This window comes from Tunturiibacter empetritectus (assembly GCF_013410875.1).
Classification (GTDB): domain Bacteria; phylum Acidobacteriota; class Terriglobia; order Terriglobales; family Acidobacteriaceae; genus Edaphobacter; species Edaphobacter empetritectus.
In genome coordinates this window covers 134620-161389 of sequence record NZ_JACCCU010000001.1, presented here as the reverse complement: position 1 = coordinate 161389, position 26770 = coordinate 134620, and the positions used below count along the sequence as shown (strand labels likewise).

Genomic DNA, 26770 nt, shown 5'->3' with positions numbered 1-26770 from the left:
AAGGCAGAACACACACTGTTGCCGCTGCCATTGCTATTGCCGTTGCCGTCATCCTGAACGGAGTGAAGGATCCCGACACATTCCACTCGCCTATACCGTTCGTACCTTCCAACCCAAACACTCCAACCTCTCCGCTCTTCCCCTCACAAAAATCGTCCTCTCGACCGAAGTCGCGCAGCCGTATCGGCGACGCAGAGGGTTGCGGCCACATCTCTCAGTTGCAGCAGGCCGATGCATTCTGCGGTATCCGTCAAGACCCCTGTATTTCGCCTTTATCTTCACAACTAGCTAATCACAAATAATATCGTGTTACGATATTTATAGAGTGAAAGATACTCCTCGAGTGAAGCCAGTGTCCAGAAAAACCGATCGCAACGAAATCCAGCTGCTGGCAAAATTCCGATCTGAGATTCGGCGCTTCCTGCAGTTCAGCGAGCAGGCCGCCACCGCAGCAGGCCTGCAGCCGCAACAGCACCAGCTTATGTTGCAGATCGCCGGCGCCCCGGACCGCACCCTGGTCACCATCTCCCACATCGCCGAGGTGATGGGCCTGCGACACCACACCGCCGTCGAGCTCAGCAAACGCTGCGAGCAGGCAGGTTTGGTGAGAAGAACCCACGACCAGAACGATCGTAGGCGCGTCGTGCTCGAACTCACCCCGCAGGGCCTGGAGGCGCTTCGTCAGCTCTCCCAAGCCCACGCGCAACAGCTTCGCGAACTGGCCCCCAGCCTCATTCAGGCCCTCACCCGCATACGTAACTCAAAGTGACCGGAACACCATGCGCCGCAACACTACATCGAAACACCACTCAGATAAGGAAACTCAAACTTGAAGTCAGAACCATCCATTCTCAGAGATTTCACAGTTGATCAACGGGTCTGGCTGCTCTCCGGCGTCTCCATCGGCATCGGAGGTTGCGCCACCCTCCTCGCAGTCGTCCTCCTGCGCGCTATCGCATTTTCAACCAACATCTTCTACTACCACCGCTTCAGCCTCGCCCCGGTCTCTCCCGCCGGTAGTCCCCTGGGACATTGGATGGTTGTGGTGCCAATCCTTGGTGGCCTGCTCGTCGGCGTGATGGCGCGCTTCGGTTCGGACAAGATTCGCGGCCACGGCATCCCGGAAGCCATCGACGCGATCCTCCTTCATCGCGCTAAAGTTGCTCCGAAGATCGCCCTCCTGAAACCCCTCTCCGCAGCCATCGCGATCGGATCGGGTGGTCCGTTCGGAGCCGAAGGCCCCATCATCATGACCGGCGGTGCCGTGGGATCGCTCATCGGCCAATGGATGCACGTCACCGATGCAGAGAGAACCACACTCCTCGTCGCCGGTGCGGCAGCGGGCATGTCGGCAACCTTTGCCACGCCCGTGGCAGCCATTCTGCTCGCCGTCGAACTTCTCCTCTTCGAATGGCGTCCGCGAAGCCTCGTTCCCGTAGCCATCGCCAGTGTCACAGCGGCGCTCCTCCGAGTCTATTGGCTCGGCGCAGGACCCATCTTTCCCATGCCGGCCATCACCGGAGCTCATGGCGTCTCCTTCGTCATCGGCGCTCTCCTCCTCGGTGCTCTCCTCGGTCTCGTTGCGGCAGGCATGAGCCGCATGATGTATGCCTTCGAGGATCTGTTCGAGCACCTGCATCTCCACTGGATGTGGTGGCCGGCGATCGGCGGCATCGGGATCGGAGTCGGTGGCCTATTCTTCCCCCGCGGCCTTGGCGTCGGCTACGACAACATAGCCGAGCTGCTTCACGGAACTCCCACGATCGGCCTCATCGTAGGAATTCTGCTCGCAAAGTCGCTCATGTGGGCCTTCTCCCTCGGCTCAGGAACCTCCGGCGGCGTGCTCGCTCCCCTCCTCATGATCGGAGGAGCGGTCGGCGCGCTGGCCGGTCACCTGACTCATGCCCCCGCCGAAACTCAGGCGCTCTGGGCCCTGATCGGCATGGGAGCGATGCTCGCAGGATCACTTGGCGTTCCCCTCACCGCCATCCTGTTCAGCCTCGAGGTCACCCACTGTCTCCCTGCCCTGCTCCCTCTCGCCACGGCCTGCATCGCCTCCTACCTCATCACCGCTCTCATCATGCCTCGGTCGATTCTCACCGAAAAGCTCGCCCGGCGAGGCTACCATCTGACCCGCGAGTACGGTGTCGATCCGCTTGAGCTCGTCCTCGTCCGCGAGGTCATGTCGCCCGTCGTCGCAGGAGCCACAACCACCCGGCTCCCAGTCTCTTACTCCTACGCCGACGCAACCACCCGCGGAGCCGCAGAGCTGATGGCGACCGAAGGTCTGGAGACATTGCCGGTCGTGGATCGAACCAGCGGGCAGATCTGCGGCGAGATCTCGCTCAAAGATCTCCTGCGCGGCAGAGAACGCTCACTCGAACGCGAAAGCGAGCGCCTGCGCCTCTTCGACTACGTCCCGCCCGAACAAGGCGGTCACAACTAACCGTTGATTCCCAGGCATCCCGTTGGCGAAGCCCGTATGACCCCTTTGCTGTCATCCTGAGCATTGGGCCTTTGCTGTCATCCTGAGCATTGGGCCTTTGCTGTCATCCTGAGCCTTGGGCCTTTGCTGTCATCCTGAGCCTTAGGCCTTTGCTGTCATCCTGAGCGCAGCGAAGGATCCCGACGAACTCCGCCCCGCCCAAACCGCTCGTACCTTTCCACCCACCTACTTCACGCAGTTGCCTGTTCTTTCTCACCCTGGGAAGATGCGACTGCCTCGCTTCAAGCCAAAATAAACTTCAAAACCGTGTCACTTTTTCAGAAGCCAGAAAAGTGGATGTTTAAACTCCACATCCACCACGCAAAACACCTTGTCCTCACCACCAAAAAACCACATCAAAACACCCGTTTTTCGCAAAAACCCCTGCAAAAACCACCCTCTAACCACGAATAACTTTTCTTCAGTCCACAAAAAACTACGGCCGAACCTCGAAGGGTCCGGCCGTCAAAAAACCATCTGCTGTCGGTCGTTATTCGCTGCCGCCCTTGCGAGGACGACGGTTAGCCTGAAGCACCTTCTTCCGCATCCGCAACGACTTAGGCGTAACCTCCACCAGCTCATCATCCGCGATGAACTCGATGCACTGCTCCAGCGTCAGCTGCTTGTAGGGAACCAGCCGCACCGCATCATCCGAACCCGAAGCACGCATATTCGAAAGCTTCTTCTCGCGAACACAGTTGACGTCCAGATCGTTATCTCGCGAGTGCTCGCCAACTACCATGCCTTCATACACTTCCACGCCATCCGAAACAAACAGAACGCCGCGGTCCTGCAGACCCTCAAGCGCATAAGCAGTCGTAGTCCCCTGCCGATCCGATATCAAAGCACCCGACTGACGCTGCGGAATCTCCCCCTGATAAGCGACATACCCATCAAGAATCGAGTTCATGATGATCGTTCCACGCGTCTCGGTAAGCATCTCAGAACGCAAGCCAATCAACCCGCGCGAGGGGATGCGGAACTCCATACGGACACGGCCTGAACCGTGATTGATCATCTTCACCATCTCGCCTTTTCTCGGCCCAAGGCGCTCAATCACCGTACCGACAAAGTTCTCCGGAACGTCGATCGAGAGATGCTCAACCGGCTCCATCAACTGATCGTCGATGCGTTTGGTCACGATCTCCGGACGGCTGGCCATCAGCTCGAAGCCCTCGCGACGCATCATCTCAATGAGAATGCCAAGCTGAAGTTCACCACGGCCCAGCACCTTGAAGGAGTCCGGCGAACCGGTGTCCTGCATCTTGAGAGACACGTTGGTAAGCAGCTCTTTGTCCAGCCGATCGCGAAGATTTCGCGAGGTGACAAACTTGCCTTCGCGTCCGGCAAACGGGGAGTTATTCACGTTGAACTGAATAGCAATCGTCGGCTCATCAATCGTTATCTGCGGAAGCGGCTGCGGATTCTCGAGGTCGCAGAAGCTCTCGCCGATAAAGATGCCGGGAATACCGGCGATCGCCACGATGTCGCCTACCTGCGTCTCATCAATGTCGGTGCGCTTCAGTCCAGAGAAGCTGAAGAGCTTGGTGATCTTGTGCTTTGTAAAGCTGCCGTCGATCTTGGCAACGTTGTACTCCTGGCCAGTGCGCATGGTGCCGTTGAAGACGCGACCGATGGCTAGACGACCAAGGTAGTCGGAGTAGTCGAGGTTGGTGACCAGGATCTGGAGGGTGCCTTCAGGGTCGCCCTTGGACACGGGAATGGTCTGGACGATCTGCTCGAAGAGAGGCTGAAGGTCCGTGCCGGGGGTCGCGAGATCGTTCGTCGCGGTCCCGAGCTTTCCGTTGGTGTAGAGCACCGGAAAGTCGAGGACAGACTCGTCTGCATCCAGGTCGATGAAGAGGTCATATACTTCGTTCAGAACCTCCTGGGGGCGCGCGTCAGGGCGGTCAATCTTATTGATGACAACCATCGGCGTGAGGCCAGCTTCGAGCGCCTTCGAAAGCACGTACCGCGTCTGGGGCAGAGGCCCTTCCGAGGCATCGACCAGCAGAACAACGCCATCGACCATCTTCAAGGCGCGCTCTACTTCCCCACCGAAGTCGGCGTGGCCCGGAGTGTCGACGATGTTGATCTTGTTGTCGTGATAGTAGAGGGCCGTGTTCTTCGCAAGAATCGTGATGCCGCGCTCTTTTTCAAGATCGTTGGAGTCCATAACGCGGTCGGTAACGGCCTCGTTGGAGCGAAAGGTCCCGGACTGCCGAAGCATGGCGTCGACGAGAGTGGTCTTGCCATGATCGACGTGGGCGATGATGGCGATATTGAAGATAGGCTTAACGGCTACTGCGGTTGAGTTGCTCACTGCGTGTGTGTCCTGTCTGTGCGCTTAGGAGTGATGTTTTGGGGAAAGTGCGCGTCTTTACTAGTTTAGCCTAGTTCGGCACGCGTTGGCCTTCAAAATCTGCGGAACCGCAAGAAGATACGGTAAATGGCAGAGCGTAAGATATTGATTCGACGTCTCTGGAGCAAGAGTAAGCATGGCGCCATTCCCTGAACATGCGGAAGAACGTGCCCCCTCCATCTATCTGATCGGACAGTATTCTTTCGTTTGCACAGGTGTTCTACTGCATGTTTTCAATCATCATCAGATTGCTGGAATGCCCATCGACTTGTGGGAACAGCATCCACTTACCATCCGGAGAGACCGGCATTGCGCCGATCCAATAGGGTGAAGCGTTTTCGAGCGAGAAGACAGGGCGAACCTTTTGGGTTCCAGTGTCGAACAGCTCGATGGTTGTCTTCCCGTTCTCATGGGTCATGAAGTAGATTCCTGCTTTGGAGGGAAACCATTCGGCTCCCTGGAAGCTTAGCTCCGGCATACCTTTTAGCTCTTCGGGCGAAGAGCCATCCGGCAACATGCGCCAAAGCCTCTTTTTTCGGAAGAAGTAAACATACTGACCGTCAGGTGAGGCCAGAGGCGTGGCTGCTGGGACACTCGCAAGCTGTACAGCGTGGCCACCCTGCGACGGCGCCTTCCAGATGGAGGGCTCGCCGGTGTCATCACCCTGTGTGAAGTAGATCCACTTACCGTCTGGCGACCAGCCTGGCTGTGATTTGTCGGGTATGTCGATATTGAGCTTGGCTGGAACGCCTCCCTCCGGATCGACCGTGTAGAGATTGGATTCGCCGCCGAATCGTGAGTCAAAAGCGATTAGACCTCCGTCGGGAGACCAGCGCGGTGTGCCACTCATAACACCGAAGGAGGTCAGTTGGAGGACGTTGGATCCGTCGACGTCGCAGACCCAAATTTCAATGGCTCCGCTGCGGTCGGACTCGAACGCTATTCTTCTACCATCTGGCGAGATGCTGGCTGATTCCTGTTCTGCGGAGGAGACGATTAGCTTGTGCGCTTGCGCTGGAGATGCTTCGAGATCAAGCCGCCAGATGTTGGTGTTAGTGGAGCTTTGCAGATAGACAAGGCGACGGCCGGACGAACTCACGGTTAGATCCGAAACGTCATGTCCAATCGGTAGTCTTTGCGCGCGCTCCGGGTGAGTGAGAACGACTTCCCAAAGACCACCTCCAATCAAGGGGGAGCTGTAAAGGATGCTGTCGCCATCTCTTGACCAGGCGACGCCGCCGATCATCTCATGCACCTTCAGTAGCTCTGTGGTGCTTCCATCGCCCACATTCAGGAGACGTAACGACTCGCTTCCCCACTTATCCGCACAAACCCATGCCATAAGTTCGCCTTTTGGGGAAAAGGAAGGCAAGACGGCTTCCTTACAGTCCTTTGTCACTGGCGTTGCCTTCAATGTGCTCATCGAAAGCAAATAGAGCATGATCGACTGGTAGGAGGTTTCCGGGTGATCCGTGAAAGCAAGATACTTGCCGTCGGGAGACCAGCTGAGTTCATTCCCATACCAGTACGTGGAGCTTCGAGAAGAGATCTTCCGTTCCGGGCCACCGGTCGGCGGAACCAGAAAGATACCGGAAGCCCCCTCTTTTGAAACGCGGCTGATTGCGATGGCGCGCCCATCCGGCGACCAGGCTATCGAAAGTTTCTCGGACGGGTGGTGAGTAATGCGCAAAGGGTTCTCGGAACCGATCGCCTTCACATAGAGATCGTATCCTGCGCCGTTGGTCTCCCCATCCCACCCGAATGCGACCTCGCTTCCATCCGGGGAAAAGGCAGGCGAGGTGACATTGCCAGGCAGTGACGTAAATGGAACAACCGTGAGACGCTGAATCCTTAGCAGTCGCGACGCTTCTTCAAGCCTGGCTTTAAGTCGAATGCATGCCAGGCTGATGAGGATGCATGCAGCGACGGCCAGTACAATCCACCACCTTCGGGAAGGTAGCTTTGCAGGTGGTCTCGGAGGTTCCGTCGAAGCAATAGGCGGCAATGGCGGAACCTGCTCGTCTTCGACCTTGTTCGCAGCGATAAACCGATAACCCTGCCGCGGGATGGTCTCGATGTATTTAGGATTTATGGCGGAGTCGCCGAGAATCTCTCGAAGTCGATTTACAGCGGCGTTCAGCCCGTGTTCGAAGTCTCCAAATGACGTTGCCGGCCAGAGCACCTTATGAAGATGTTCGCGAGTGACGAGCCGTCCACGTTCCGAGGCCAGAACGATAAGGACCTGAAGTGCCTGCCCAGACACCTTGACCCGTATTCCATTCCTGCGCAGCTCTTCAGGTTCGAGCACCAGCTCAAACGGAGCGAATCGTATTGAGCCGGGACCCTCTGCTCGGTCGGCCATCGCTCACCTGTGGCACGGAGTTTATCATTTCGGCCCTCTTTCTGAGGACGCAGCAGCGCCTCGCGAGAGTCGATATATCGCTGATCCTGCTCCACTAAATCGATGATGTAGAACTATTTATATTTGAGGTCGCGCGAATCAGGGTAGTGGCTGGAACGGGCTCGCTCAAGACCGGAAAGTTCTATTCCCAGATCGGCATCGGCTCGGACATCACAGTCACTGCTATCTCGATAAGAACGCAGAAGTTTAGCAGTGATCTGTTTGAGACACCATTTCGACCTGCCTCGCATTGAGGTAGCAGGTCGAAGGGAGCAACGTAGGCGGGAACCAATGAGGTGCCTGCCATGAAAATCTTCACCGCTGTCATCTTTCTATGGGTGTCCTCCATCAGTGCGCAAACGACCTCAATTAGAATCCAGCCGGTAGACCTTCCAAAACGTCCTGCCTCTCTCTCGCGCGCTATCTCGTTCTCCTGCACACTTGATTACGACCCATCTCAATGTCTTACGAGCGCCTCGCTGCTGGCAAAGGTTCTCGAAAGATATCCAACTGAAAAAATGGGTCAGTGGACTTTCGTGCTTGCAGGTTCAGCACACTGGAGAAAGACGATAAAGCAGTTGGGCGGGGACCCGGAATCGCCCGCGTTCAGCGAGCTCAGCGCTCGCGTCACCGTGTTGGAAGAAGAACTCTTTGAAACCGTGGGCTCTCGTCAGTCAATGGTCGCTCGCAGATTTGGTCTGCCACCAGGAAGTATTCTCGATTATGCGGTCACCCATGAGATGGGCCACGCAATATGCGGGGAACTCCAGGAAAAACTCGCAGAGAAGTATGGATCGGATCTACGGCGAGGAACTGCTCCGATCTGCGCAATTTATGGAAAGCGTATTAACACTCCGTAGACACTAGGCTTCGGTCGCGGCAAAACCTTGTCAAGCCCCCGAACGGCGAAAACCCGCGCCAATCCAGCACATTCGCGTGGCGTATTAGTTATGGTCAAACCGCTATACTGGATACAGATCGCAATATAGCCCCGGCCAACTCTGGGGCTACATTGCTTTAAAGGGTAGAACTGACTCGTAACCCCTTTGCTTGGAGGAATCTGCAAGCAACCCGTTTAGAATGAATATTTTGCAGAGGGTATCAAGCTGTAACTCATTAAAAATAAAGGAGTTACACGCGGGTAATGGGGGGGGGGGGAGGGGGCACCTCATAGAATCAATACCCGTACTGCTCCACCCGCCGCAGCAGCCCGAGCTTCCGCTCCGGAGGCAGAAAGCTGGCCTCCACCGCATTTGCCGCCAGCTCCCGCATCTGCTCGAGCGAAAACTCGAACCGGCTCTGCACCAGCACGTACTCTTCCAGCAGATTGCTCCCGAACATTGGAGGATCATCGGAGTTGATCGTCACCATCAGCCCCGAGTCAAAGTAATGCTTCACCGGATGCTCGTCGAAGCTCTTGCAACAGCCCGTCCGGATGTTGCTGGTCACATTCAGCTCCAGCGGAATCTGTCGCTCCGCCAGCACCTCCAGCAGCTCCGCATCATGCTGGGCGGACAAGGCATGGCCCACCCGCTCCGCTCCGATGTTGATCGCCGCCCAGATGCTCTCCGGCCCGATCGTCTCGCCCGCGTGAGCCGTCAGCCGCAGCCCCGCAGCCTTCGCCTCCGCATATGATTCCTTGAACAGATCCGCACTCCCCCGCGCCTCATCCCCGCCGATCCCGATCCCAACGATGCTCGGATACAGCCTCCGCAACTCAGCGGCCTTCCGAAACACCTTCACCGCCTCCTCCGCCCCGAAGTGCCGCACCGCATCGATCAGCCAGTAGACAGTAGTCCCAAAGTCCTTCTCAGCCCGAACCCGGCCCCGCTCGATCGCCTCGACGTAAGGCTCCACCTGCTGGTTCTTCCAGTAATAGATAATCCCGAACGAGATATACACCTCGGCATGCACCACACCCTGTGCCGCCAGATCCCGAACCATGTTGTAAGCAATCAACTCATAGTCGTCCGGCCCCACCAGACGGGCCGAAACCGCCTTGAACGAGTCCATGAATCCAAGAAAATTCTCATAGACATAGAGCTTCTTCGCCGCCTCACTCGTCAGCGGCTCCGCATCATGCCGCTTGCTCAACTCCAGCAAAGTATCCAGCTGAATCGTTCCCTCGAGATGCAGATGCAGCTCAACCTTCGGCAGCTTTCTCAGCCAGTCAACTACATCGATCTCAGCGTCTTGTTTCGTCTGTCTTCGCGCCATCTGTCTATCTTAGACTTCCTGGACCGACTTCTTGGCCCATCTCGTCAGCTCCAGCTTGTTGGCCAAGCTGCCTAAACCTTCGGCGTGTAGAACTCACTCCGCTTGCGACTGTAGAAGAAGTAAACCACCAACCCGATGATCAGCCACACAAAGAACCTCACCCACGTGATCGCCGGCAGTCCAGCCATCAACAGGATGCAGAACAGCACCGACAGAATAGGAATCACCGGCCCAAACGGGACGCGGAACCCGCGATGACGTTTCGGCTCTCTGTGCCTAAGCACGATGACCCCGATCGAAACCAGCACGAACGCGAACAACGTGCCAATGTTCGACATCTCCGCGAACGTACCTACGTCAAAGAGCCCCGCAGGAATCGCCACAAGCACACCTGCGACCCAGGTCGCGAACGCCGGCGTCCGGAACTTCGGATGCACCCTGCTGAAGACATCCGGCAGCAAACGGTCCCGCGACATGGCAAACCATACTCGCGCCTGACCCAGCTGAAACACCAGGATCGACGAGATCATGCCCACCAGAGCACCGATCAGCACCGCTAGCTGCACCCAATGCAGCTTGTGCCCCCCTGGCGTCAGAGCCACCCGCTTCAGGGCATTCACCACCGGCGCAGCGTCTCCCGCCACCGACAGCCACGGCACCATGCCCGTCAGCACCACAGCAACACCAATGTAGAGAACCGTGCAGACCAACAGCGTTGCCAGGATTCCAATCGGCACATCGCGCCGGGGCTGCCTGCACTCCTCGCTGGCCGTCGAGACCGAATCAAACCCGATATACGTAAAGAAGATGATCGACCCGCCCGCCAGGACACCCGACCACCCATTGGGCGAGAAGGGCGTGTAGTTCGCCGGGTGAATAAAACTCAAACCGAAGAAGACGAACAGCAGGATCGCCGCGATCTTGACCAGCACCATAATGTTGTTGGTTCGCGCCGACTCCCGAATGCCGCGCACCAGCACAACCGTCAGGAGCAACACGATCAGAAACGCCGGAATGTTGAAACCAGCGTGCCATCCGCTGGCGTAGATGTCCTTACCCTGCAGGTCCTGCAGGCCAAGCGGCAGGTAAGCCGGCGACAACCACATGGGAGACAGCGGAATTCCGATCCAATCCAGCAGAGCCACCAGATGGGCCGCAAAGCCCACGCTCACGCTCATGTTGCTGAAGGCGTACTCGAGGATCAGGTCCCACCCAATCACCCAGGCGATCAACTCGCCCAACGTCGCATACGTATACGTGTACGCCGATCCCGCAATCGGAATCATCGACGCCAACTCTGCGTAGCAGAGCCCGGTTAACGCGCAGACGATAGCTACCAGCACCAGCGACAAAGCCAACGCTGGCCCGGCGCCGGGACGTCCCGCCACTGCGCCGCTTGTGTGGTGCAGCCACCCGACAATCAGGTCAACAATCGGCGAGCCCTTCCAGTCCGCAATCTTCGCAGGATTGCCACCAATCGCCGTGCCGATCACCGTAAAGATGCCTGAACCGATCACAGCGCCAATACCCAGCGCAGTTAGTGAAACGGGGCCCAGCGTCTTCTTCAACGCGTGCTCCGGCCTCTCCGATTCTGAGATCAGCTTGTCTATCGACTTAGTTGCAAAGATTTGCCTGGCCAGCGCGCTCGCTCCTGCTTACAGATGAATTGGTGCGGGGCGTTTCCGACTACACAATGCGATTTCAGAAGACTTCTACTTCAATGGAGGCCGGGATCACGCGGCTCAACACTTTAGCGAGCGACCCCGGCAGGGGCTACCGCTTGCTTTGGCCGCGGGCTGCCTTCTTAACCTTTTGCTTGTTCTCGCCGCGGGCACCGGTGCGCGGACCCTTTGCTGGTGCGGCTTTGCGTGCTGCGCGCTTTACCTTCTTGCGCTCCTGTGTGTCGGTGATGCTCTTGGTGTTTGCCATGTATCTTTGCCAATCTTTCTTCTAGACGCGATTTTTCGAAACTTAGAGGCGCTCCAGCTGGGCAAACTTCTCAACCAACTTCTTTACGCCGTGCTGTTGGAATTGTACTGTAATCTTCGCGTCATCCCCATCGCCTTCGCGACGAAACACGGTGCCTTCCCCATACTTGGGATGCCTGACCCGCGAACCCTGCTTCAACCCGGTCTTCCCAGTCTGCTCCTGAACTTCAAGTTTCGGACGCGAAATCTTCTGTCCCCGTGCGGCGAAGAAGCTGGCAATGTTATCCATCGATTGCCCCGGCGGCGCGGTTTTGGCGGGGTATCCGGCGCGACGGTTCACACTGGGAAGCCCAGAAGGCCTTGCCGGAGCTCGCTCTCCGCTTTGATCTTCGTCTTCATAGCTGTAGTGTCGATCGCTCTGCTCGGTACTCGGACGGCCGAACCTGTTTGCCTCGGGATAGGGCGTCGCATACGTCCCACCATATCCCGAACCGTAATCTGATCCAGAGAACTGCGGTCGCGCCGGCGGACTTCCCAGATCTTCCACAAGTCGGCTGGGGACCTCTTCCAAAAATCGCGAAGCGATGCTCGATTCAGGCATGTCGTTTCCGTACCGCCGCCGATATCTGGCGCGAGTCATGATCAGCGTATCCATCGCCCTCGTCATGCCGACGTAGCAAAGGCGGCGCTCTTCTTCCAGCCCAGGTGGATCGGTCAACGTTCGAGAGTTAGGGAACAGACCCTCTTCCATCCCACTCAAGAACACCAGCGGAAACTCCAAACCTTTGGCAGCATGCAACGTCATCAACGTCACTCTCGCCTCTTCGCTGTAACTATCTGCATCGCTGACCAGCGCGGCGTGATCCAGAAACTCATGCAGTGTTTCCCCACGCTCCTGTGCATCCTGGGCTGCGTTGGCAAGCTCCTTCAGGTTTTCGATCCGCGAGAAAGACTCCGGAGTAGCCTCTTCTTCCAGCGCTCGAATGTATCCACTCCGGTCGTTCAGAAACTTAATCAACTCCGGCAGCGTGGCAGCATCACCAGGTTTGCGGAACGCTGGCTTTTCGTCTGCCATCTTGATTTCAGCAGTTTTATCCACTGTTGTCTCTGCGGACTTCTTGAGTATCACCGGTGCAAATGGATTGAAACTCACTGAGTCGATTCCGTGTGCCGCATCCGAGTCTGAAGAGTTCTCCGCTGCGAGGGTGGAGATCTCTTCGCTCGGACCAAAGTCGAAGCCGAAGTTAAAACTTGTGTCGAACGAAGTATTCGCGCCCGTGTCCTCAGGTTCTGGATCACCAAACCCGAACGAAACATCCGCTTCAATGTCTTCAACGGTCTCGGAGCGCAGGAAAGTGTCATCGTCCTGTGCGACGTCCTCAGCTAGCTTCTCTGCAAAACCAGGGCCCAGCATTGCCCGCGCGTCTTCAATCAGCCGTCGGAAGCTACTCAGAGCCTGCAATGCTCGCGCAGGTAGCAGCTTATCATCAATCGCGCGTCCGATCGCGTCCCACGTGCTCATGCCGCTTGACAGAGCCATACGCTCCAAGGTCTCCATTGTGGTCTTGCCAATTCCACGAGGAGGCGAATTCACCACTCTTCCCAGCGCGATCGAGTCATGCACATTCTGCACCAGCTTCAGGTAGCTCAGAATATCTTTCACCTCGGCGCGGTCATAAAAGCTGAATCCACCCACCATGTGGTACTGAATCTGGTATCGGCGCAGAGCCTCTTCGACGAGCCGCGACTGAGAGTTCGTTCGGTAGAGTACAGCGCATCTCGGTAGATCTACCTGCCCCCCTGCCTCACGCAGATACCGCTGAATGCGATCGGCAATAAACAGCGCTTCGTTCTCACCATCGGGGGCTTCGTAGTAGCCGATCAAGCTTCCACCCTCTCGCGTGGTGAACAGATTCTTGCCCTTCCGCTGTGTATTCTGTGCAACAACCGCTCCCGCGCCTTCCAGGATGACCTGCGTTGAACGGTAGTTCTGCTCAAGCCGGATCGTCTTGGTTGCAGGAAAGTCCTTCTCAAACTCCAATATGTTTTTGATGTCTGCGCCACGCCAGCTGTAGATCGACTGATCTTCGTCGCCAACCACGCAGACGTTGGAATCAGGTCCGGCCAGCAGTTTCATCAACTCATATTGAGGTCGGTTAGTGTCCTGGTACTCATCGATGAGAAGATATTTGTAGCGTCGGTTGTATCTTTCTCTAGTTTCCTCAGACGACTTCAGCAGACGGACAGTCTCGAGGAGTAGATCATCGAAGTCCAGAGCGTTCGCTTTAAATAACTCCTTCTTATAAATCTCAAAGAGGTGAGCAATCTTCTCCTCCATCGGGTTCGTGCTCGCAAGAAAATATTCCTGCGGGTCAATCATGTGGTTCTTCGCCCATGAGATTCGCCCAAGAGCAACACGTGGCTTCAAAGACTTGTCGTTAATTGCAAGCCGCTTCAGCGCCTGCTTCACTACCGCCTGCTGATCGGTCTCATCGTAGATTGCGAAGGTCTTGGTCAATCCAACGCCTCCTACGCGGAGCGCTTCAATATCTCGCCGCAGCACGCGGACACAAAAACTATGAAACGTGGCCAGCATTGGTTTAGCCAGACTGCTATGCCCCAGAATCTTATCGACCCGCTCGGCCATCTCTTTGGCGGCCTTATTCGTAAAGGTCACAGCGAGAATCGCGTCGGCCGGTACACCCCGTTCCTGAATTAAATAAGCAATGCGATGGGTAATGACGCGCGTCTTGCCAGATCCTGCTCCTGCCAGCAGCAGCACCGGCCCATCCACTGAGCGGATGCCTTCCTGTTGTTGCGGATTCATATTCTCTAAAAGTCGGCTCAACAGCACACACTCCAATACCTATTTTAAGCTCTCGGCTCTAACTCATTTTGCAACCCGCCAGAAAGCTGTCGATGTTCAGTCCGTTGTTCATTAGCGAACAGCTTGTCCACTGATGGACATTGGGGAATCAAATTAAGACTGGATGGTTAATTCGAAAACGAAATTGATTTTTTAGGGAACTGGCATCGTCTAACTTGCGTAACTCAATTCACGACGAGCTCCCTGATCCATGGCAGAGAACTTCAGTCGAAATCTTGAAGTATGGAGCGTAGTATGAAACGTCACAATCTCTTGACCGTCGCAGTCGTCGCTACCTCTCTTGTCGCAGTTCCGGCCATATATGCGGCTCCCACAAGCATCTCATCTCCCGTTCATGCCATGTTCGGCAAAACAAAGACCAGTGCGGTTAAACTGAATCTTCGCAATGATACCGGCACTTCTCTGCAGGTCCTGGTAGGGGATAAACCGATGACGCTCGAGCCCGGCAAATTGATTAACCTCGAGGTTCCAGTGGGAACACGTATCGTCGCCAATAGCGCCACACCAAACCACGCTGTAGGATCGCTCATCGAAGAGGTTATTAAAGATCATAACGGTGCCACGATCGCAATTCGTTAGAACGGGGGACGATATCAACTGAATGTCTCCAAGGCCGACCGCTACTATCAAATTCGGTCGGCCTGCAGTTTTCTACCCCTTCACTTGATTGATCAACATTCGGACCATCGACGTGAAGCGCTTGATATCCTCAGCAGTATGATTCGCAACGTCGCTGTCTTCTGTGCTTCCGCCAATGGCTTCCATTCTGCATACCGAGCAGCGGCCGAGGACCTCGGGCGTGCGCTTGCTGCCCGCAATATTGGCGTAATCTATGGAGGTGCAAACGTCGGCTTGATGGAAGCCGTTGCTGGGGCTGCCCTATCCGCCGAAGGCAAAGTCATAGGTGTTATTCCAGAGGTGCTCGTCGATCTCGAAGTAGCCCACCGCGGTATCACTGAACTTCACATCACAAGCACCATGCACACCCGTAAGGCGCTGATTGGAGAAAAAGCCGACGCGTTCATCGCGCTACCAGGAGGTTTTGGTACCTTTGAGGAACTCTTCGAAGTCCTCGCCTGGCACACCCTCAAGCTCCATGCAAAACCTATTCTCTTGCTCAATACGCACGGCTTCTACGACAGACTCCTCACCTTTCTTGATCACTGCGTAACCGAGGGGATGCTCAAGCCGAAGAACCGCCAACTCCTTCTCGTCGCGCAGACAGTTGAAGAGGCGCTTACCATGCTGCAGTTAGACGACCAAAGAGCGTCTGCAGATAAATTCGGCTGAGTCTCGACAGCTACGGAATCAACGACATCGTTCGCACAGTCTTCAATCTTTCCTCAATTCCATCCCATAAGGCGAGCCTTGCTCGGAGGGCGATCTCTGCGGCTTCTCCGGCCTCACCCCACTTCACGTTGTCATTCCCGCAGAGTTCAGCAATCATTCGCAGCGCCATCGGCCCATGTTCTTCGCCATCCACCTCGATATGCCGCTCCATATACCAGCGCATCAGTTCAAGCTTTCCACGTAGCTGTCCATTCTGGTCGCGAATGAAACCGCGAAACATATCAGGGATCAGGTCTTCACGGCCGAACGTAAACGCCGCCGCTATGGCATGCAGCTTGCCATCGTCAATGATCAAAAAGGTGTTTCGCACAAACCGTTGCGCGGCTTCGGGAGCGCCGCTCAACGCCAGTGCCGGTTTCCAGGGGGAGCCATCGTGCAAGCTGGCTATTAGCGCTTCAATTGCTGCTGTCGATGCCCCACACTCCCTCATCGCCCGCAAATATAGTTCGAAGTGACTCACGGTCTCCGTCCCGTACACGTCGCTTTCTTCGCCAAGCACGATCTCGTTTATCAGTCGGCGGCTCGCGGCATATTTGCTCGGAACCCACGGAACCTCTACGCAGGTAAGTCCACGTTGTAGAGTCTTCAGCAGCGACATGAAGTCCCAAACAGCAAAGACGTGCAGCTCCATAAAGACATGAAGGTCTTCTATGGTCTCGAACGATGTATACAACCTGTGGCTCGTCAAACGGTAATACAAGGGTCTTAACCGCTCAGTTAGTATCTGTAACTGCTCTGTCTGTTTCAAAATCATTGGCCCCTATAGTCCTCGCTTTGCCAAACAGCTTTCACAATGGCACACCCGTCGCAGATATTCCCAGGAGTAGATTCCACTTTCGTGTCCGTCATTCCACTTGAACTTCAGCGCATATTTGCCAACCGGTGTCACCTCCAGCGGTTTCACTGGAGCCTCATACATCTTCAGCAAAGTCTGACCTTTGGCTTTCGCTTCCCCCGGTAACCTGCCTGTCGTCTCCCGGTCTTCATGGCAAGTGGCGCACGGACACGCATTCCGCAACCACGCAAAGCTCCACACGCTTCGGTGCCCATCCTGCCACTCGATCTCAACGCCAGTTCCCTCGGTCTTCTTCACTCGCACCTTTACCGGAGTCACCGAACTCGCGGGCATCTGCTCGTGCTCCGTATCTTCCCGGCGCGCCTGCTCTGCATTAACAATACGAATTCCTTCATGACTCATCGCCCGTTCTCCTCATGCCGCTGTCACCGAATGACATCTTCAAGATCACTCACTCCGATACCGTGGTTAGCCATTTCTCCAGAAAAAATAAGCCGCCATCACGCATCCTGTAATCACAACGATCGTTCGCAGCACAATTGCATTCATTCGCCGAGCATACTGTGCTCCAACATATCCACCAACGCCGGCAAATATCATTGAGATCAGGCAGTAACGCCAGATGACTGCGCCACTCACTACAAACGTAACCACAGCGCAGAAGTTGGACAAACACGCCGCAAGCACCTTCAGTGAATTCAGCGCATTCATCTCTTCGACACCAAATAAAGCCAGCGCGCTCATAATCAAGAAGCCGGCGCCGGCGCCAAAGTACCCAATGTAAAAACATACCGGCAGCAACACAAAAAACAGCGGCTTCACCGCTGGGGATCTCTTGATATGAGGATCAGACGACCGCTTCCGCAGCCGCTGCGATACCGGACCACTGATTCCAAACAGCAGGGAAGCAACCAGCAGCAGCCAGGGCACCATATGCAGAAACGTGACCTGCCGGGTATTCAGCAATACAACAGCCCCGCTTACTCCGCCAAAAACTGAAGCCGCACAGACAACCGGCAAGAGTTCCCGTGTTAGGTCTCCACGTAACGCGGCAACTGATGTCAGTTGTCCCGGCCATAGCGCGACGGTGTTTGTCGCATTTGCCTGGATGGGAGCCACCCCAATGGATAGCATAGCCGGAAAGGATACGAACGACCCTCCACCAGCCATCGCATTCATAACGCCAGCGACAAGAGATGCTGTGACCAGCCAAACGTAATGCCAATGCGAACTGAAATTCGAGATCATCCATCTTCCATTGTATCGAGTCGCAGCTGGCCTGCTAATTCTGAGCCTCGACCCTCTTGCAGTTCACACGCTGCTCACATCTCCGGAGTCGCCGCAATCAAGCGGCGCGTATATTCTTCTCGTGGCGCATCACAAACCTGTTCGCACTCCCCTAACTCGACCAACCGCCCGCTTTGCATCACCGCCACTCTGTCGCACAAGTACCGCACCAGCGGAATAGAATGCGAGATAAATAGATACGTTAGGCCAAATTCTTTCTGTAGCTTCTGAAGCAAATTCACAACCTGCGCGCCCACGCTCACATCGAGCGCGCTCACTGGCTCATCCAACACCACAAACTCGGGCCTAAGTGCCAACGCGCGAGCAATATTAATTCTCTGTCGTTGCCCACCGCTGAACTCATGAGGAAACCGCTCCAGCGCCGACTCATCCAAGCCAACCGTCCGCAACATCTCGCTCAGCCGCGAGGCCAGCCCCGCAGGTGGTTTCTCACGGTTAATTTCAAATGGCTCGGTCAGAATCTGCTTCACTCGCATCCGCGGATTCAACGCCGCGTAGGGGTCTTGAAATACGATCTGCATCTGTCGTCGTATGCCTCGCATCTCCTGGGAAGTCATGGATAGGAGGTCCAGCTCTTTGTATCTAACTTGGCCAAGAGAAGGTTCTTCCAATCTCAGCAAAAGGCGTGCAACAGTGCTTTTTCCTGATCCGGATTCGCCGACCAATCCTAACGTCTCTCCCGTCCGAATGGAGAACGAAACGTCGTCCACCACTCGGCGTCCTTTTACGAACTCCTTTGTCAGCCCTCGAGCCTGCACCAACACCGTCTCATCCATAGGCATAGCCGGATGGTAGCATCCGGTATGCCAGCGAACTGGCATCTACAAATCGCATTGCGCGGACCGAGACTAAACCAATCAAAAATGCGGCCAGTGCGAGCTTTAGTGATGCGATGCGGCGAAAGCGTTAGTGTAGACGAACTGTGACCCGATGATCAGAAGCCAGACCCAAAGAGCGAATCGTAGAGGTCTCTTGGGTATCCAGCGCACGGTAGCTGTTCCTAGAGCAACGCCCGCAAGTCCTCCGAGGATCAAGTGCCGAAGAAGACTTGAGTCGGTCCCATGAAAGAAGCCATGGGCTCCACTACCGATCAGCGAGAGAAGAAAGCCAAAGACAATATCGGTTCCAACTACCTGCGCCGGTGCGAGAGAGGTCAAGCTGAGCAGCGCCGCAGTACCCAACGCTCCAGCTCCGGCAGAAGAGAATCCCACCTCAACCCCGAGGGGCAGCATTAGAAAAGGGAGCAGACGACTACGATCCTTCGGTAGTACTTCGGTTCGCGCTGGACGAAAGGAGAAAAAAATCTGCCAGAGTGCCGTTAGAACCAATATGCCGCCCAGAAGGCCGTTAAGCAGAAGTTGCGGGCCGTGGACGTCAAGATGACGTAGCGCGAGAGAGCCAATGAGCACCCCAGGCAACCCGCCGACGAGCATAAGACCGAGGACACGCCATGAAATCTGCCTGCGAGCGATCTGCGATGGCACCAGAACAAGTTTGACAACGGCGGAGAACATGAGTCCGGTGGCCACAGCCATTGGCGCAGGAACTCCAAGAAACAAGATGAGCAGCGGTGTTGTGATCGTGCCGGCGCCGACGCCGGTTAGAGCGATGAACACGGCGATAGTAAACCCGATAGCGTATTCCATGAGTCTTCCTTTCGGCGATCGTATTGACGCCGATCACCGGTTTGGAGCGGCCTGAATGTGAATGCCGCACTCGACCTTGCGGCCAGCCCACCGACCAGAGCGTGGGTCATTGGGATCTGTAGGAATTGAGGTGCAAGGCTTACAGCCGATGCTGGTATAGCCGACATCGTAGAGGGGCAGGAGCGGAATATCGTAGGAAACACATGCCTGCCAGATGTCCCGCGCCGTCCAGTCGGCGAAGGGGCTGAGCTTGCGAACAATGATGCCGCTCGGCAGTGTGAAGTCCGCAATCTCTTCAAGTGAAGTGCGGCTACGTGCCTGTTCCCGACGGAGACCGGTAAGCCAGATTCTGTAGCTGCCGACCGCAGAGAAAAGCGGCTCGACTTTGCGTAAGGCACAACAGCGGTCTGGTGCGGTCTGGTGGAGCAGTCCATGCTCAAGCTCCTGTTCCGTCACTGTTCGGGCTGGAAGAAGATTCGTAAGGTTCAGTTTCCAGTCGGCTGCAATCCGGTCGCGGTAGGCGTATGTCTCCGGAAAGTGATAGCCCGTGTCCAGAAAGAGAACTGGTATAGCCGACCACAGTTCTCGAGCGAGATAGAGGAGGAGAACATCCTCGGCTTGGAAGCTGCAGGTGAGGCAGGCATCACCTTCAATAGGTGTTTCTGGCAACTCTCGAACGAGAAGTTCGCGAACGTGCGCGAGTTTCGCATCAAGCATGGGCGACTGGAGCGTAGTCATTATCGGTTTCCTCCAGTAATGATGGCTTGAGCCTTGAGGAAACGAAGGAGATCATCAACGCCGGACAGAGCGGTCTGCCTTGCACCAAAACGAACTGCCGTTTCCTCAGACGTATCGTGAGTCAAGACGAGGGCTCCTGCAGTGGTAAGCGCGGCGATGGATTCCTCAGAGGGAAACTCGGGGCGAACGATGAACGCACCCCGAAGAAAGAGGACCCTTTCCGCCGTGTCGGCGAAGTCAGCTGGACCGAAGAGATGAATGTGCGCTCCAGAATGGCCCCAACGCTCGCGTCGGTCAGCCTCTGTCACTACGTTTGTCTTTTTGGTGATCGTTTCAGCGCCGACAAAACGGATCATCCCTGCAGCGACAGTCAAATTAGTTAGAGGATCAATTAAAACGAAGCTTCCTGTAGTGCGGTTGGTGGAGTAGTTGTCAACAAAGAGCGGCAGAACAGATTCAATCTCTACCAGGCCGATATCGTTGAATCTCAGCGTTTCGGCGGCGTTCCGTCCCAGGGTCTCTACGTCAAGGCGGTGTCGAATATCCGCGATCTGAACCTGAACGATCCTGCTGGTGTGCTTCAGTAAGTAGCGCCGTGCGAGGTCAAGAGGCTTCTCGTCCATCCAGACAAGGGAAGCTGTGAAGTTCTGTGTCGTAACCGCCGGAGATTCAGGAGCGACGATCAAGTCTCCTCTACTAATGTCCAGTTCGTCAGTAAGAGTAAGAGTTATAGATTGAGGAGTTTGTGCCTGTTCAAGATCGCCGTCGAAAGTAACGATGCTGCGCACGCAGGTGATTCGGCGGGAGGGCAGCACCATGACGGTGTCCCCAGGGCTGATTGTGCCTGCCGCAATCTGTCCGGAAAATCCACGAAAGTCCTGGTGAGGGCGAAGGACACGCTGGACCACGAAACGAAAAGGATGCGAAACTCCCGCCTCTACTGCTGGGACTGATTCAAGCAGTTTGAACAGCGAAGGTCCTTCGTACCAAGGCATGGCGACGGTTGGGCGAACGACATTATCGCCGGTCAGCGCGCTGACTGGAACAAAGTAGAGGTGCGGCGGACGGATATCGCCAAGTTCGTCAAAAAAAACAGTGAAGTCCGCGCGAATTGCGTCGAACACTTGCCTCTCGTAGCTCACAAGATCCATCTTGTTGACTGCCACGACGATGTGCCGAACACCCAGAAGCGCGGCGATGTAGGCGTGACGTCGAGACTGAATGAGCACACTCTTTCGCGCATCGACAAGAACGATGGCAAGCGAAGCAGTTGAAGCGCCGGTGGCCATATTGCGCGTGTACTGCTCGTGACCTGGTGTGTCAGCGATGATGAATTTGCGGTTGGCAGTGGAAAAATAACGATAGGCGACATCGATGGTTATCCCCTGCTCGCGCTCGGCACGGAGCCCGTCTGTTAGAAGAGCAAGATCGACACCATCCGCGCCCGTAGTGCCCTTGCCTGCAATCGAACGGACCTGATCTTCGTAGACACTTTGCGTGTCATAGAGTAATCGACCGATAAGTGTCGACTTCCCATCATCGACCGAACCGGCTGTGGCAAAGCGAAGCAGATCGCGGGCATGCTCATTCGCAAGAAAATTGGAGAGAGAAAACGTTGAGTCTTCTTCAAACTGTGCCTCCACATCAAACTTCAGAATGGATTCGCTGATAGGCATTAGAAATAACCCTCGCGCTTCTTAAGTTCCATTGACCCTTCCTGATCGTGGTCGATAACACGATGCGCGCGCTCCGACGAGCGGAAAGAAAGTAGCTCTTCGATAATCTTGGGCAGCGTGTCGGCGTCCGAGCGGATTGCTCCGGTGCACGGACTGCACCCAAGGGAACGTAGCCTGGAGAGCACCATCTGCGGTTGTTCCCCACGCCGCGCAACAAAGCTCTGTTCAATCGGAAGAAGCACATCTCCGCGAACATACATCGGCCGCTCTCTGGCGAAGTAAAGATCCACGATGGGAATGTCTTCCTGCAGGATGTACTGCCAGACGTCCATCTCAGTCCAGTTCGAGAGCGGAAAGACACGGATGGACTCCCCCGGGTGAATCCGCGAGTTATAGAGATTCCAGAGCTCAGGACGCTGAGCCTTCGGGTCCCATTGGCCAGCTTTATCGCGAAAAGAATAAATCCGTTCCTTGGCGCGAGACTTCTCTTCATCGCGACGGGCACCACCAAACGCGGCATCGAAGCCATAATGATTCAGGCCGTCGAGCAACGCCTGTGTTTTGAGAAGGCCACAGCACCGCTTGGTGTCGAGCGCGATCGGATTCGTGCCCGAAGCAATGGCAGTCTCGTTACGCCAGACAAGAAGTTCAGCTCCAACTTCAGCTGCCATGCGATCACGAAACTCGATCATCTCGCGGAATTTAAACCCCGTATCGATATGAAGAAGCGGGAACGGAATTGGAGCGGGAAAGAAGGCTTTTTGTGCAAGCCGCAACATCACAGACGAGTCTTTCCCGATGGAGTAGAGCATGACGGGGCGTTCAAACTCGGACGCGACCTCGCGAAGGATATGAATGCTCTCGGCTTCGAGAAGCTGTAGATGCGTAAGTGCCGGTGCGGCCAATACCATGACGGACTCCAGAGGGAGTTTCGAATGCAACTTGCCCAAGCGCAAGCTCGGAGAAAGAATCTGAGAAACAGTTTTTCGAGTGGGAAGACTAGCGCGTGAGTTGACATGCCTGCTCGACGTTGAAAGGACAACAACAACGGAGCTGGCATGAGATGCGCATTTCTCTTTTCAGAGTAGCAAAGCGCAGAGGCTGAGGCAAATCTTGATCAGTCGGTTCGGGTCATCCAATAAAGACCGCGGCCCTAAGTTGATAAACAAAGGTGCTTTCCGGCTACCTGACTTAAGGCGGAAGACCGTAAGAGTCTTGCTCACTCAAAGCGAGACTGCGATCCGGTTGAATAAAAAACTCTGTGCTACTATTCGGTTTATGGCTCTGACCTTCCACTATGCCGTTACTGGCTGTCGTTGTTGTGAAGCAGGTCTGCGCCTCTCGCCGTCGCGAAACTAGTCTCCTCTAAAGCAGAACTCACGTCGACCAGTATCAGAGCGGGTCATCGTTCATTCAGGGATTCAATGTACTCAAGAATTTCAAGGCAGTTCCGGCAGACCAGCATCATAGTTTCCTCTCTGGAAACGATGCCAACCTGTTGTTGACGCTAGCCTTTCCGTCTCTCGAAACTTTATAAAGCCATCCCCCACCTACATACGTGTCCCGTTGAAGGCACTTGGAGATATCTTCGATGTTCCGTCGATCAATTTTTCTCATAGCCCCATTTCTACTTGCAACCGTTTCCAGTGCCCAGATCGTAGGTGGGACGATCAGCGGTATTGTCACCGATCCCGCCGGAGCAGTCGTTCCCGGTGCCCAGGTCACAATTCGCAATCAAGAGACAGGCGGGGAGCGCCACCTCATCTCCGATGCAGCCGGAGCATACGCGGCACCCTCGATTCCGGTTGGTGTTTACTCGATTTCGGTCGTGCGCGAGGGCTTCGCTCCGCAGACACGCGCTGGGATCTCTCTCACTGTAGGTCAAGCCACGCGCATCGATCTCACGCTGCATCCGGGTAATATCACAGAAGAGATCACCGTTACGGATGTGCCATCGTCTGTCAATCTTTCCACCCAGCAGATCTCTGGCCTCGTCAACGAGCGTCAAGTCAAAGACCTCCCGCTCAATGGCCGCTCTTACGATCAACTCATCACGCTGAATCCCGCGGCAGTGAACTACACAGCGCAGCGCAGCGGATCGGTTGGAACCTCCAACTCCTCCGTGGGCAGTATGTTTGCGATCTCTGGTCGACGCCCGCAGGACAATCTCTACCTGCTCAATGGCATCGAATACACCGGCGCATCGCTGATCAATGTCACCCCAGGCGGCACCAGCGGTCAGCTCCTCGGGGTCGATGCGGTACGCGAGTTCAATGTCGTCAGTGACACGTACTCGGCAAGTTATGGAAAACGTCAGGGAGCCCAGATCTCCATCGTCACGGCCTCGGGTACTAATAACGTCCACGGCTCGGCGTACGAGTTTCTTCGTAACTCTTTCTTCGATGCACGCAATTACTTCGACCAGGCCCATATCCCGAACTTTCAGCGCAATAACTATGGTGCCTCTCTCGGCGGCCCAATTCGCACCAATCGACTCTTTCTCTTTGGCAACTACGAAGGCTATCGACAGAACCTCGGAATCACTGATGTTACGCTCGTCCCTGACAGTCAAGCTCGACAAGGTCTGCTTCCCGATCCGGCTAATCCTGGCGGACCTCGCAAAAACTACGGCGTCGCGAACGGAGTTAGACCTTTACTTGACCTCTGGCCGGCACAAAACGGCCCAGAGCTCCTCGACGCCAAAGGCAACCCGACCGGAATTGGTGAAGCCTTCTCCAGTCCCACCCAACACATCCGCGAGGACTTCGGCACCGCGCGTTTTGACGCCAATCTCACCTCGCGCGACCTCCTCTTTGCCGTCTACACTGGGGATGATTCCGCGGCCAACACGCCCACGCAAAACCCCTTCTCGCTCATCAACGAGTCGCTTCGCGAACAAGTCGTCAGCATCCAGGAGCAACACGTCTTCTCCGTTCACCTGTTAAACACGGCCCGCGTTGGTTACTCCCGCGCCAGTTTTTTCTTCCTCGGCAATATTCCCTCTTCAATCCAGGCTGAAACTCCCGGCTTCCTCGCGGGCAAACCGACTGGCGCTATCGTGATCGCGGGTTCTACAGCCTCAAATGGCTCGTCGCAGATCACTGGCGCCGGCGCCAACGTTGGATCGAATAATGCCACAACGCGCAACCTCTACACCTTCGACGACCACGTCTTCTATTCCCGCTCGCACCACCAGATTGAAGCCGGTGTGTGGCTTCAGTCGCTTCAGTCGAACGATAATCTCGCCCAGAACCAGTACGGCCAAGCCTCCTTCGCTTCGCTCACTACCTTTCTGCAAGGAACTGTCAAGACCTTCACCGTCGTGCCAAACCCCACGCCGCTCAATTGGCGGAGCTTTATGAGTGCCGCTTACCTTGAAGATACCTGGCAACTTACGCCAACGTTCGAGATTCGCGGCGGGATTCGCTTCGAATCCACCAATGGCTGGAATGAAGCCCACGGTCGTGCCTCGCGATATGGCTTCACGAACGGCATCATTAATACCACTCCAACGACAGGAACCTCCGCCCTGTCGAATAACCGCGCGAAGATTCTCCCCGAACCACGCGTCGGCGTCGCATGGAACGTCTTCGGCAATGGCAAAACCTCGCTTCGCTCCAGCGTTGGCCTTCATCACTCTCTTCTCGACAATCTCGACTATCGCCTCGACCAGGCCGCGCCGTACAACACAACGCTCTCCTACTCCAACGTGCCTATTGCAAGCCCGATCGGCGGGCCAGCAGGGCTCATCTCTCCCTCAAACGTCCAACCCGATATCTCGACTCCGAGCGTTGTCTCTTATGCACTCAGCATCGAACAGCAGCTCGATCAAACGACCTCAATCACTGTTGGCTATGTAGGCTCTCACGGCTATCACCAGATCCTCTCGGAGGATCAAAACGAACCTGGATCTATCATCTGCTCTCCGAGCTCAAGCTGCCCCGTAGGCACTTCGACCGGAACGATCTACTACCCTACGACCGTCAAAGCGAACCCTCTGGTAGCCAACACTACATCATGGACCTCCGGCGGCTCCAGCAACTACAACGCCCTTGAGGTTGATCTTCGCCGCAACCTGACACACGGTTTACAACTTCGAGCCAACTACACCTTCGCCAAGAATCTCGACGACGGTTCTGCCTGGAATACAAGCGTCTCGGCCAACACTCCCGCGTTTGTCTCCTATCCAGCAAATCCTTCGTTGGACTACGGCCCCGCAGCAACCGATATTCGCCATCTCGCTGCTTTCAACGCCACATACGAGCTACCCGTTGGTCGTGGTCACTCTCTCTTATCCAGCGTGTCGCCGTTGATCAACCACGCGGTATCTGGCTGGAGTTTCAGCACCATCGCAACACTCCAGACCGGATTTCCCTTTAGCCCCCAACTCGGCTATAACCCTACCGGCTCAGGTGACACCCGAAACCCCGTCCGACCCAATATAAATCCCGACTTCCATGGGAGGCTTTACGCTAGCGGCAGCACCTCTGCTCGCGTTGCGCAATTCTTCTCTCCTGCCGCTTTCACCGCGCCAGCATACGGCACCATCGGGAACCTTGGCCGCGATACTCTTACCGGCCCAGGTTATGCAGACTGGGATCTCTCACTCCTTAAGTCTACTGTGCTGACTGAGGGGACCAGACTCCAGTTTCGCGCCGAGTTCTTCAACGTTCTCAACCATACCAACCTGCAAACGCCCAATGAAGTCGTTTACACAAGCGGACCCACTCAGGGCACACCCGCTAATCAGACCACAGCCGCTGTTCAAAGCCCCACCGCTGGTGTCGTCACCGCAGCTTCTACCAGCCGTCAGATCCAACTCGCGCTCAAGCTCGTCTTCTAGCGAGAACTTAGATTTTCGGAGACTCCACAGAGGCATCGATGGGTCAAGGTGCAACGCGAAAACTGTTGATGCGTGATAGGTGGCAGTGGAACACTTAGCGAAGGATCTATAGATATACTTCTCCGGGGAAATA

At 55.7% G+C, this 26770-nt stretch carries 20 protein-coding genes; 6 read left to right on the top strand and 14 right to left on the bottom strand.

Going from position 1 to position 26770, the window contains the following annotated elements; translation table 11 throughout:
• The first annotated feature begins 352 nt into the window (after positions 1 to 352).
• On the top strand, positions 353 to 769 hold the full coding sequence (locus HDF08_RS00590; protein WP_179636520.1) for a MarR family winged helix-turn-helix transcriptional regulator: 417 nt from the start codon (positions 353 to 355) through the stop codon (positions 767 to 769).
• A 60-nt stretch (positions 770 to 829) separates the two neighbouring features.
• Positions 830 to 2446: a chloride channel protein gene (locus HDF08_RS00585; RefSeq protein WP_179636519.1), complete on the top strand. Its 1617-nt coding sequence runs from the start codon at positions 830 to 832 to the stop codon at positions 2444 to 2446.
• A 529-nt stretch (positions 2447 to 2975) separates the two neighbouring features.
• Here HDF08_RS00585 and typA read toward each other — a convergent pair.
• Positions 2976 to 4808 carry a translational GTPase TypA gene (gene typA, locus HDF08_RS00580; RefSeq protein WP_179636518.1) on the bottom strand — a complete coding sequence of 611 codons (1833 nt, stop codon included), beginning with the start codon at positions 4806 to 4808 and terminating at the stop codon, positions 2976 to 2978.
• Between the two features lie 259 nt (positions 4809 to 5067).
• Complete coding sequence (locus HDF08_RS00575) at positions 5068 to 7209, bottom strand: winged helix-turn-helix domain-containing protein (RefSeq protein WP_179636517.1); 2142 nt, start codon at positions 7207 to 7209, stop codon at positions 5068 to 5070.
• A 344-nt stretch (positions 7210 to 7553) separates the two neighbouring features.
• Between HDF08_RS00575 and HDF08_RS00570 the strand changes: the two genes are divergently transcribed.
• Entirely contained in the window at positions 7554 to 8108 is a 555-nt protein-coding gene (locus HDF08_RS00570; RefSeq protein WP_179636516.1) for a hypothetical protein, read from the top strand.
• Between the two features lie 316 nt (positions 8109 to 8424).
• Here the strand turns inward: HDF08_RS00570 and add are convergent, their stop codons facing one another.
• From add to HDF08_RS00550, 4 genes are all read right to left on the bottom strand, one after another.
• Positions 8425 to 9465, bottom strand: a complete 1041-nt coding sequence (gene add / locus HDF08_RS00565; RefSeq protein WP_179636515.1) for an adenosine deaminase — start codon at positions 9463 to 9465, stop codon at positions 8425 to 8427.
• A 71-nt stretch (positions 9466 to 9536) separates the two neighbouring features.
• The gene (locus tag HDF08_RS00560) at positions 9537 to 11093 is read right to left on the bottom strand and encodes an amino acid permease (RefSeq protein ID WP_373563161.1); all 1557 of its coding nucleotides are present in this window, start codon (positions 11091 to 11093) and stop codon (positions 9537 to 9539) included.
• A 145-nt stretch (positions 11094 to 11238) separates the two neighbouring features.
• Positions 11239 to 11394, bottom strand: a complete 156-nt coding sequence (locus HDF08_RS00555; protein WP_179636514.1) for a hypothetical protein — start codon at positions 11392 to 11394, stop codon at positions 11239 to 11241.
• 42 nt (positions 11395 to 11436) lie between these two features.
• Positions 11437 to 14241, bottom strand: coding sequence for an ATP-dependent helicase (locus HDF08_RS00550; protein ID WP_257030812.1), 2805 nt, complete (start codon positions 14239 to 14241; stop codon positions 11437 to 11439).
• A gap of 273 nt (positions 14242 to 14514) precedes the next feature.
• Here HDF08_RS00550 and HDF08_RS00545 point away from each other — a divergent pair, with 273 nt between their 5' ends.
• The gene (locus tag HDF08_RS00545; protein ID WP_179636513.1) at positions 14515 to 14859 is read left to right on the top strand and encodes a hypothetical protein; all 345 of its coding nucleotides are present in this window, start codon (positions 14515 to 14517) and stop codon (positions 14857 to 14859) included.
• Between the two features lie 138 nt (positions 14860 to 14997).
• On the top strand, positions 14998 to 15570 hold the full coding sequence (locus HDF08_RS00540) for an LOG family protein (protein ID WP_179636512.1): 573 nt from the start codon (positions 14998 to 15000) through the stop codon (positions 15568 to 15570).
• A 10-nt stretch (positions 15571 to 15580) separates the two neighbouring features.
• Here HDF08_RS00540 and HDF08_RS00535 read toward each other — a convergent pair whose 3' ends face one another.
• The 8 genes from HDF08_RS00535 to cysD all read right to left on the bottom strand — a co-directional run bounded on the left by HDF08_RS00535 (position 15581) and on the right by cysD (position 22705).
• Entirely contained in the window at positions 15581 to 16384 is an 804-nt protein-coding gene (locus tag HDF08_RS00535; RefSeq protein ID WP_179636511.1) for a DUF3050 domain-containing protein, read from the bottom strand.
• 6 nt (positions 16385 to 16390) lie between these two features.
• A complete protein-coding gene (locus HDF08_RS00530; protein ID WP_179636510.1) occupies positions 16391 to 16828 on the bottom strand; it encodes a gamma-butyrobetaine hydroxylase family protein in 438 nt (145 codons plus the stop codon).
• A 66-nt stretch (positions 16829 to 16894) separates the two neighbouring features.
• Entirely contained in the window at positions 16895 to 17674 is a 780-nt protein-coding gene (locus HDF08_RS00525; protein ID WP_179636509.1) for a sulfite exporter TauE/SafE family protein, read from the bottom strand.
• A 74-nt stretch (positions 17675 to 17748) separates the two neighbouring features.
• Complete coding sequence (locus tag HDF08_RS00520; protein ID WP_179636508.1) at positions 17749 to 18510, bottom strand: ATP-binding cassette domain-containing protein; 762 nt, start codon at positions 18508 to 18510, stop codon at positions 17749 to 17751.
• 105 nt (positions 18511 to 18615) lie between these two features.
• Positions 18616 to 19380 (bottom strand): sulfite exporter TauE/SafE family protein, encoded by a 765-nt coding sequence (locus HDF08_RS00515; RefSeq protein ID WP_179636507.1) that lies wholly within the window; start codon positions 19378 to 19380, stop codon positions 18616 to 18618.
• A gap of 33 nt (positions 19381 to 19413) precedes the next feature.
• Positions 19414 to 20118, bottom strand: coding sequence for a phosphoadenylyl-sulfate reductase (locus HDF08_RS00510; RefSeq protein ID WP_218884464.1), 705 nt, complete (start codon positions 20116 to 20118; stop codon positions 19414 to 19416).
• Entirely contained in the window at positions 20118 to 21794 is a 1677-nt protein-coding gene (gene cysN, locus HDF08_RS00505; protein ID WP_179636506.1) for a sulfate adenylyltransferase subunit CysN, read from the bottom strand. The genes HDF08_RS00510 and cysN overlap by 1 nt, the downstream gene beginning before the upstream one ends.
• Positions 21794 to 22705, bottom strand: a complete 912-nt coding sequence (gene cysD, locus HDF08_RS00500; RefSeq protein ID WP_179636505.1) for a sulfate adenylyltransferase subunit CysD — start codon at positions 22703 to 22705, stop codon at positions 21794 to 21796. Before cysD ends, cysN begins: the two co-directional genes overlap by 1 nt.
• 680 nt (positions 22706 to 23385) lie before the next feature.
• Between cysD and HDF08_RS00495 the strand changes: the two genes are divergently transcribed.
• Positions 23386 to 26637, top strand: a complete 3252-nt coding sequence (locus HDF08_RS00495; protein ID WP_179636504.1) for a TonB-dependent receptor — start codon at positions 23386 to 23388, stop codon at positions 26635 to 26637.
• The last annotated feature ends 133 nt before the right edge of the window (positions 26638 to 26770 follow it).

Bases quoted from the DNA above. Each gene is read 5' to 3' on its own strand.
- HDF08_RS00575 (WP_179636517.1), bottom strand. From the start codon at position 7,209: ATGGCCGACCGAGCAGAGGGTCCCGGCTCAATACGATTCGCTCCGTTT.
- HDF08_RS00570 (WP_179636516.1), top strand. From the start codon at position 7,554: ATGAAAATCTTCACCGCTGTCATCTTTCTATGGGTGTCCTCCATCAGT.
- add (WP_179636515.1), bottom strand. From the start codon at position 9,465: ATGGCGCGAAGACAGACGAAACAAGACGCTGAGATCGATGTAGTTGAC.
- HDF08_RS00555 (WP_179636514.1), bottom strand. From the start codon at position 11,394: ATGGCAAACACCAAGAGCATCACCGACACACAGGAGCGCAAGAAGGTA.
- HDF08_RS00545 (WP_179636513.1), top strand. From the start codon at position 14,515: ATGAAACGTCACAATCTCTTGACCGTCGCAGTCGTCGCTACCTCTCTT.
- HDF08_RS00540 (WP_179636512.1), top strand. From the start codon at position 14,998: ATGATTCGCAACGTCGCTGTCTTCTGTGCTTCCGCCAATGGCTTCCAT.
- HDF08_RS00535 (WP_179636511.1), bottom strand. From the start codon at position 16,384: ATGATTTTGAAACAGACAGAGCAGTTACAGATACTAACTGAGCGGTTA.
- HDF08_RS00530 (WP_179636510.1), bottom strand. From the start codon at position 16,828: ATGAGTCATGAAGGAATTCGTATTGTTAATGCAGAGCAGGCGCGCCGG.
- HDF08_RS00525 (WP_179636509.1), bottom strand. From the start codon at position 17,674: ATGATCTCGAATTTCAGTTCGCATTGGCATTACGTTTGGCTGGTCACA.
- HDF08_RS00520 (WP_179636508.1), bottom strand. From the start codon at position 18,510: ATGGATGAGACGGTGTTGGTGCAGGCTCGAGGGCTGACAAAGGAGTTC.
- HDF08_RS00515 (WP_179636507.1), bottom strand. From the start codon at position 19,380: ATGGAATACGCTATCGGGTTTACTATCGCCGTGTTCATCGCTCTAACC.
- HDF08_RS00510 (WP_218884464.1), bottom strand. From the start codon at position 20,118: ATGACTACGCTCCAGTCGCCCATGCTTGATGCGAAACTCGCGCACGTT.
- cysN (WP_179636506.1), bottom strand. From the start codon at position 21,794: ATGCCTATCAGCGAATCCATTCTGAAGTTTGATGTGGAGGCACAGTTT.
- cysD (WP_179636505.1), bottom strand. From the start codon at position 22,705: ATGGTATTGGCCGCACCGGCACTTACGCATCTACAGCTTCTCGAAGCC.
- HDF08_RS00495 (WP_179636504.1), top strand. From the start codon at position 23,386: ATGTTCCGTCGATCAATTTTTCTCATAGCCCCATTTCTACTTGCAACC.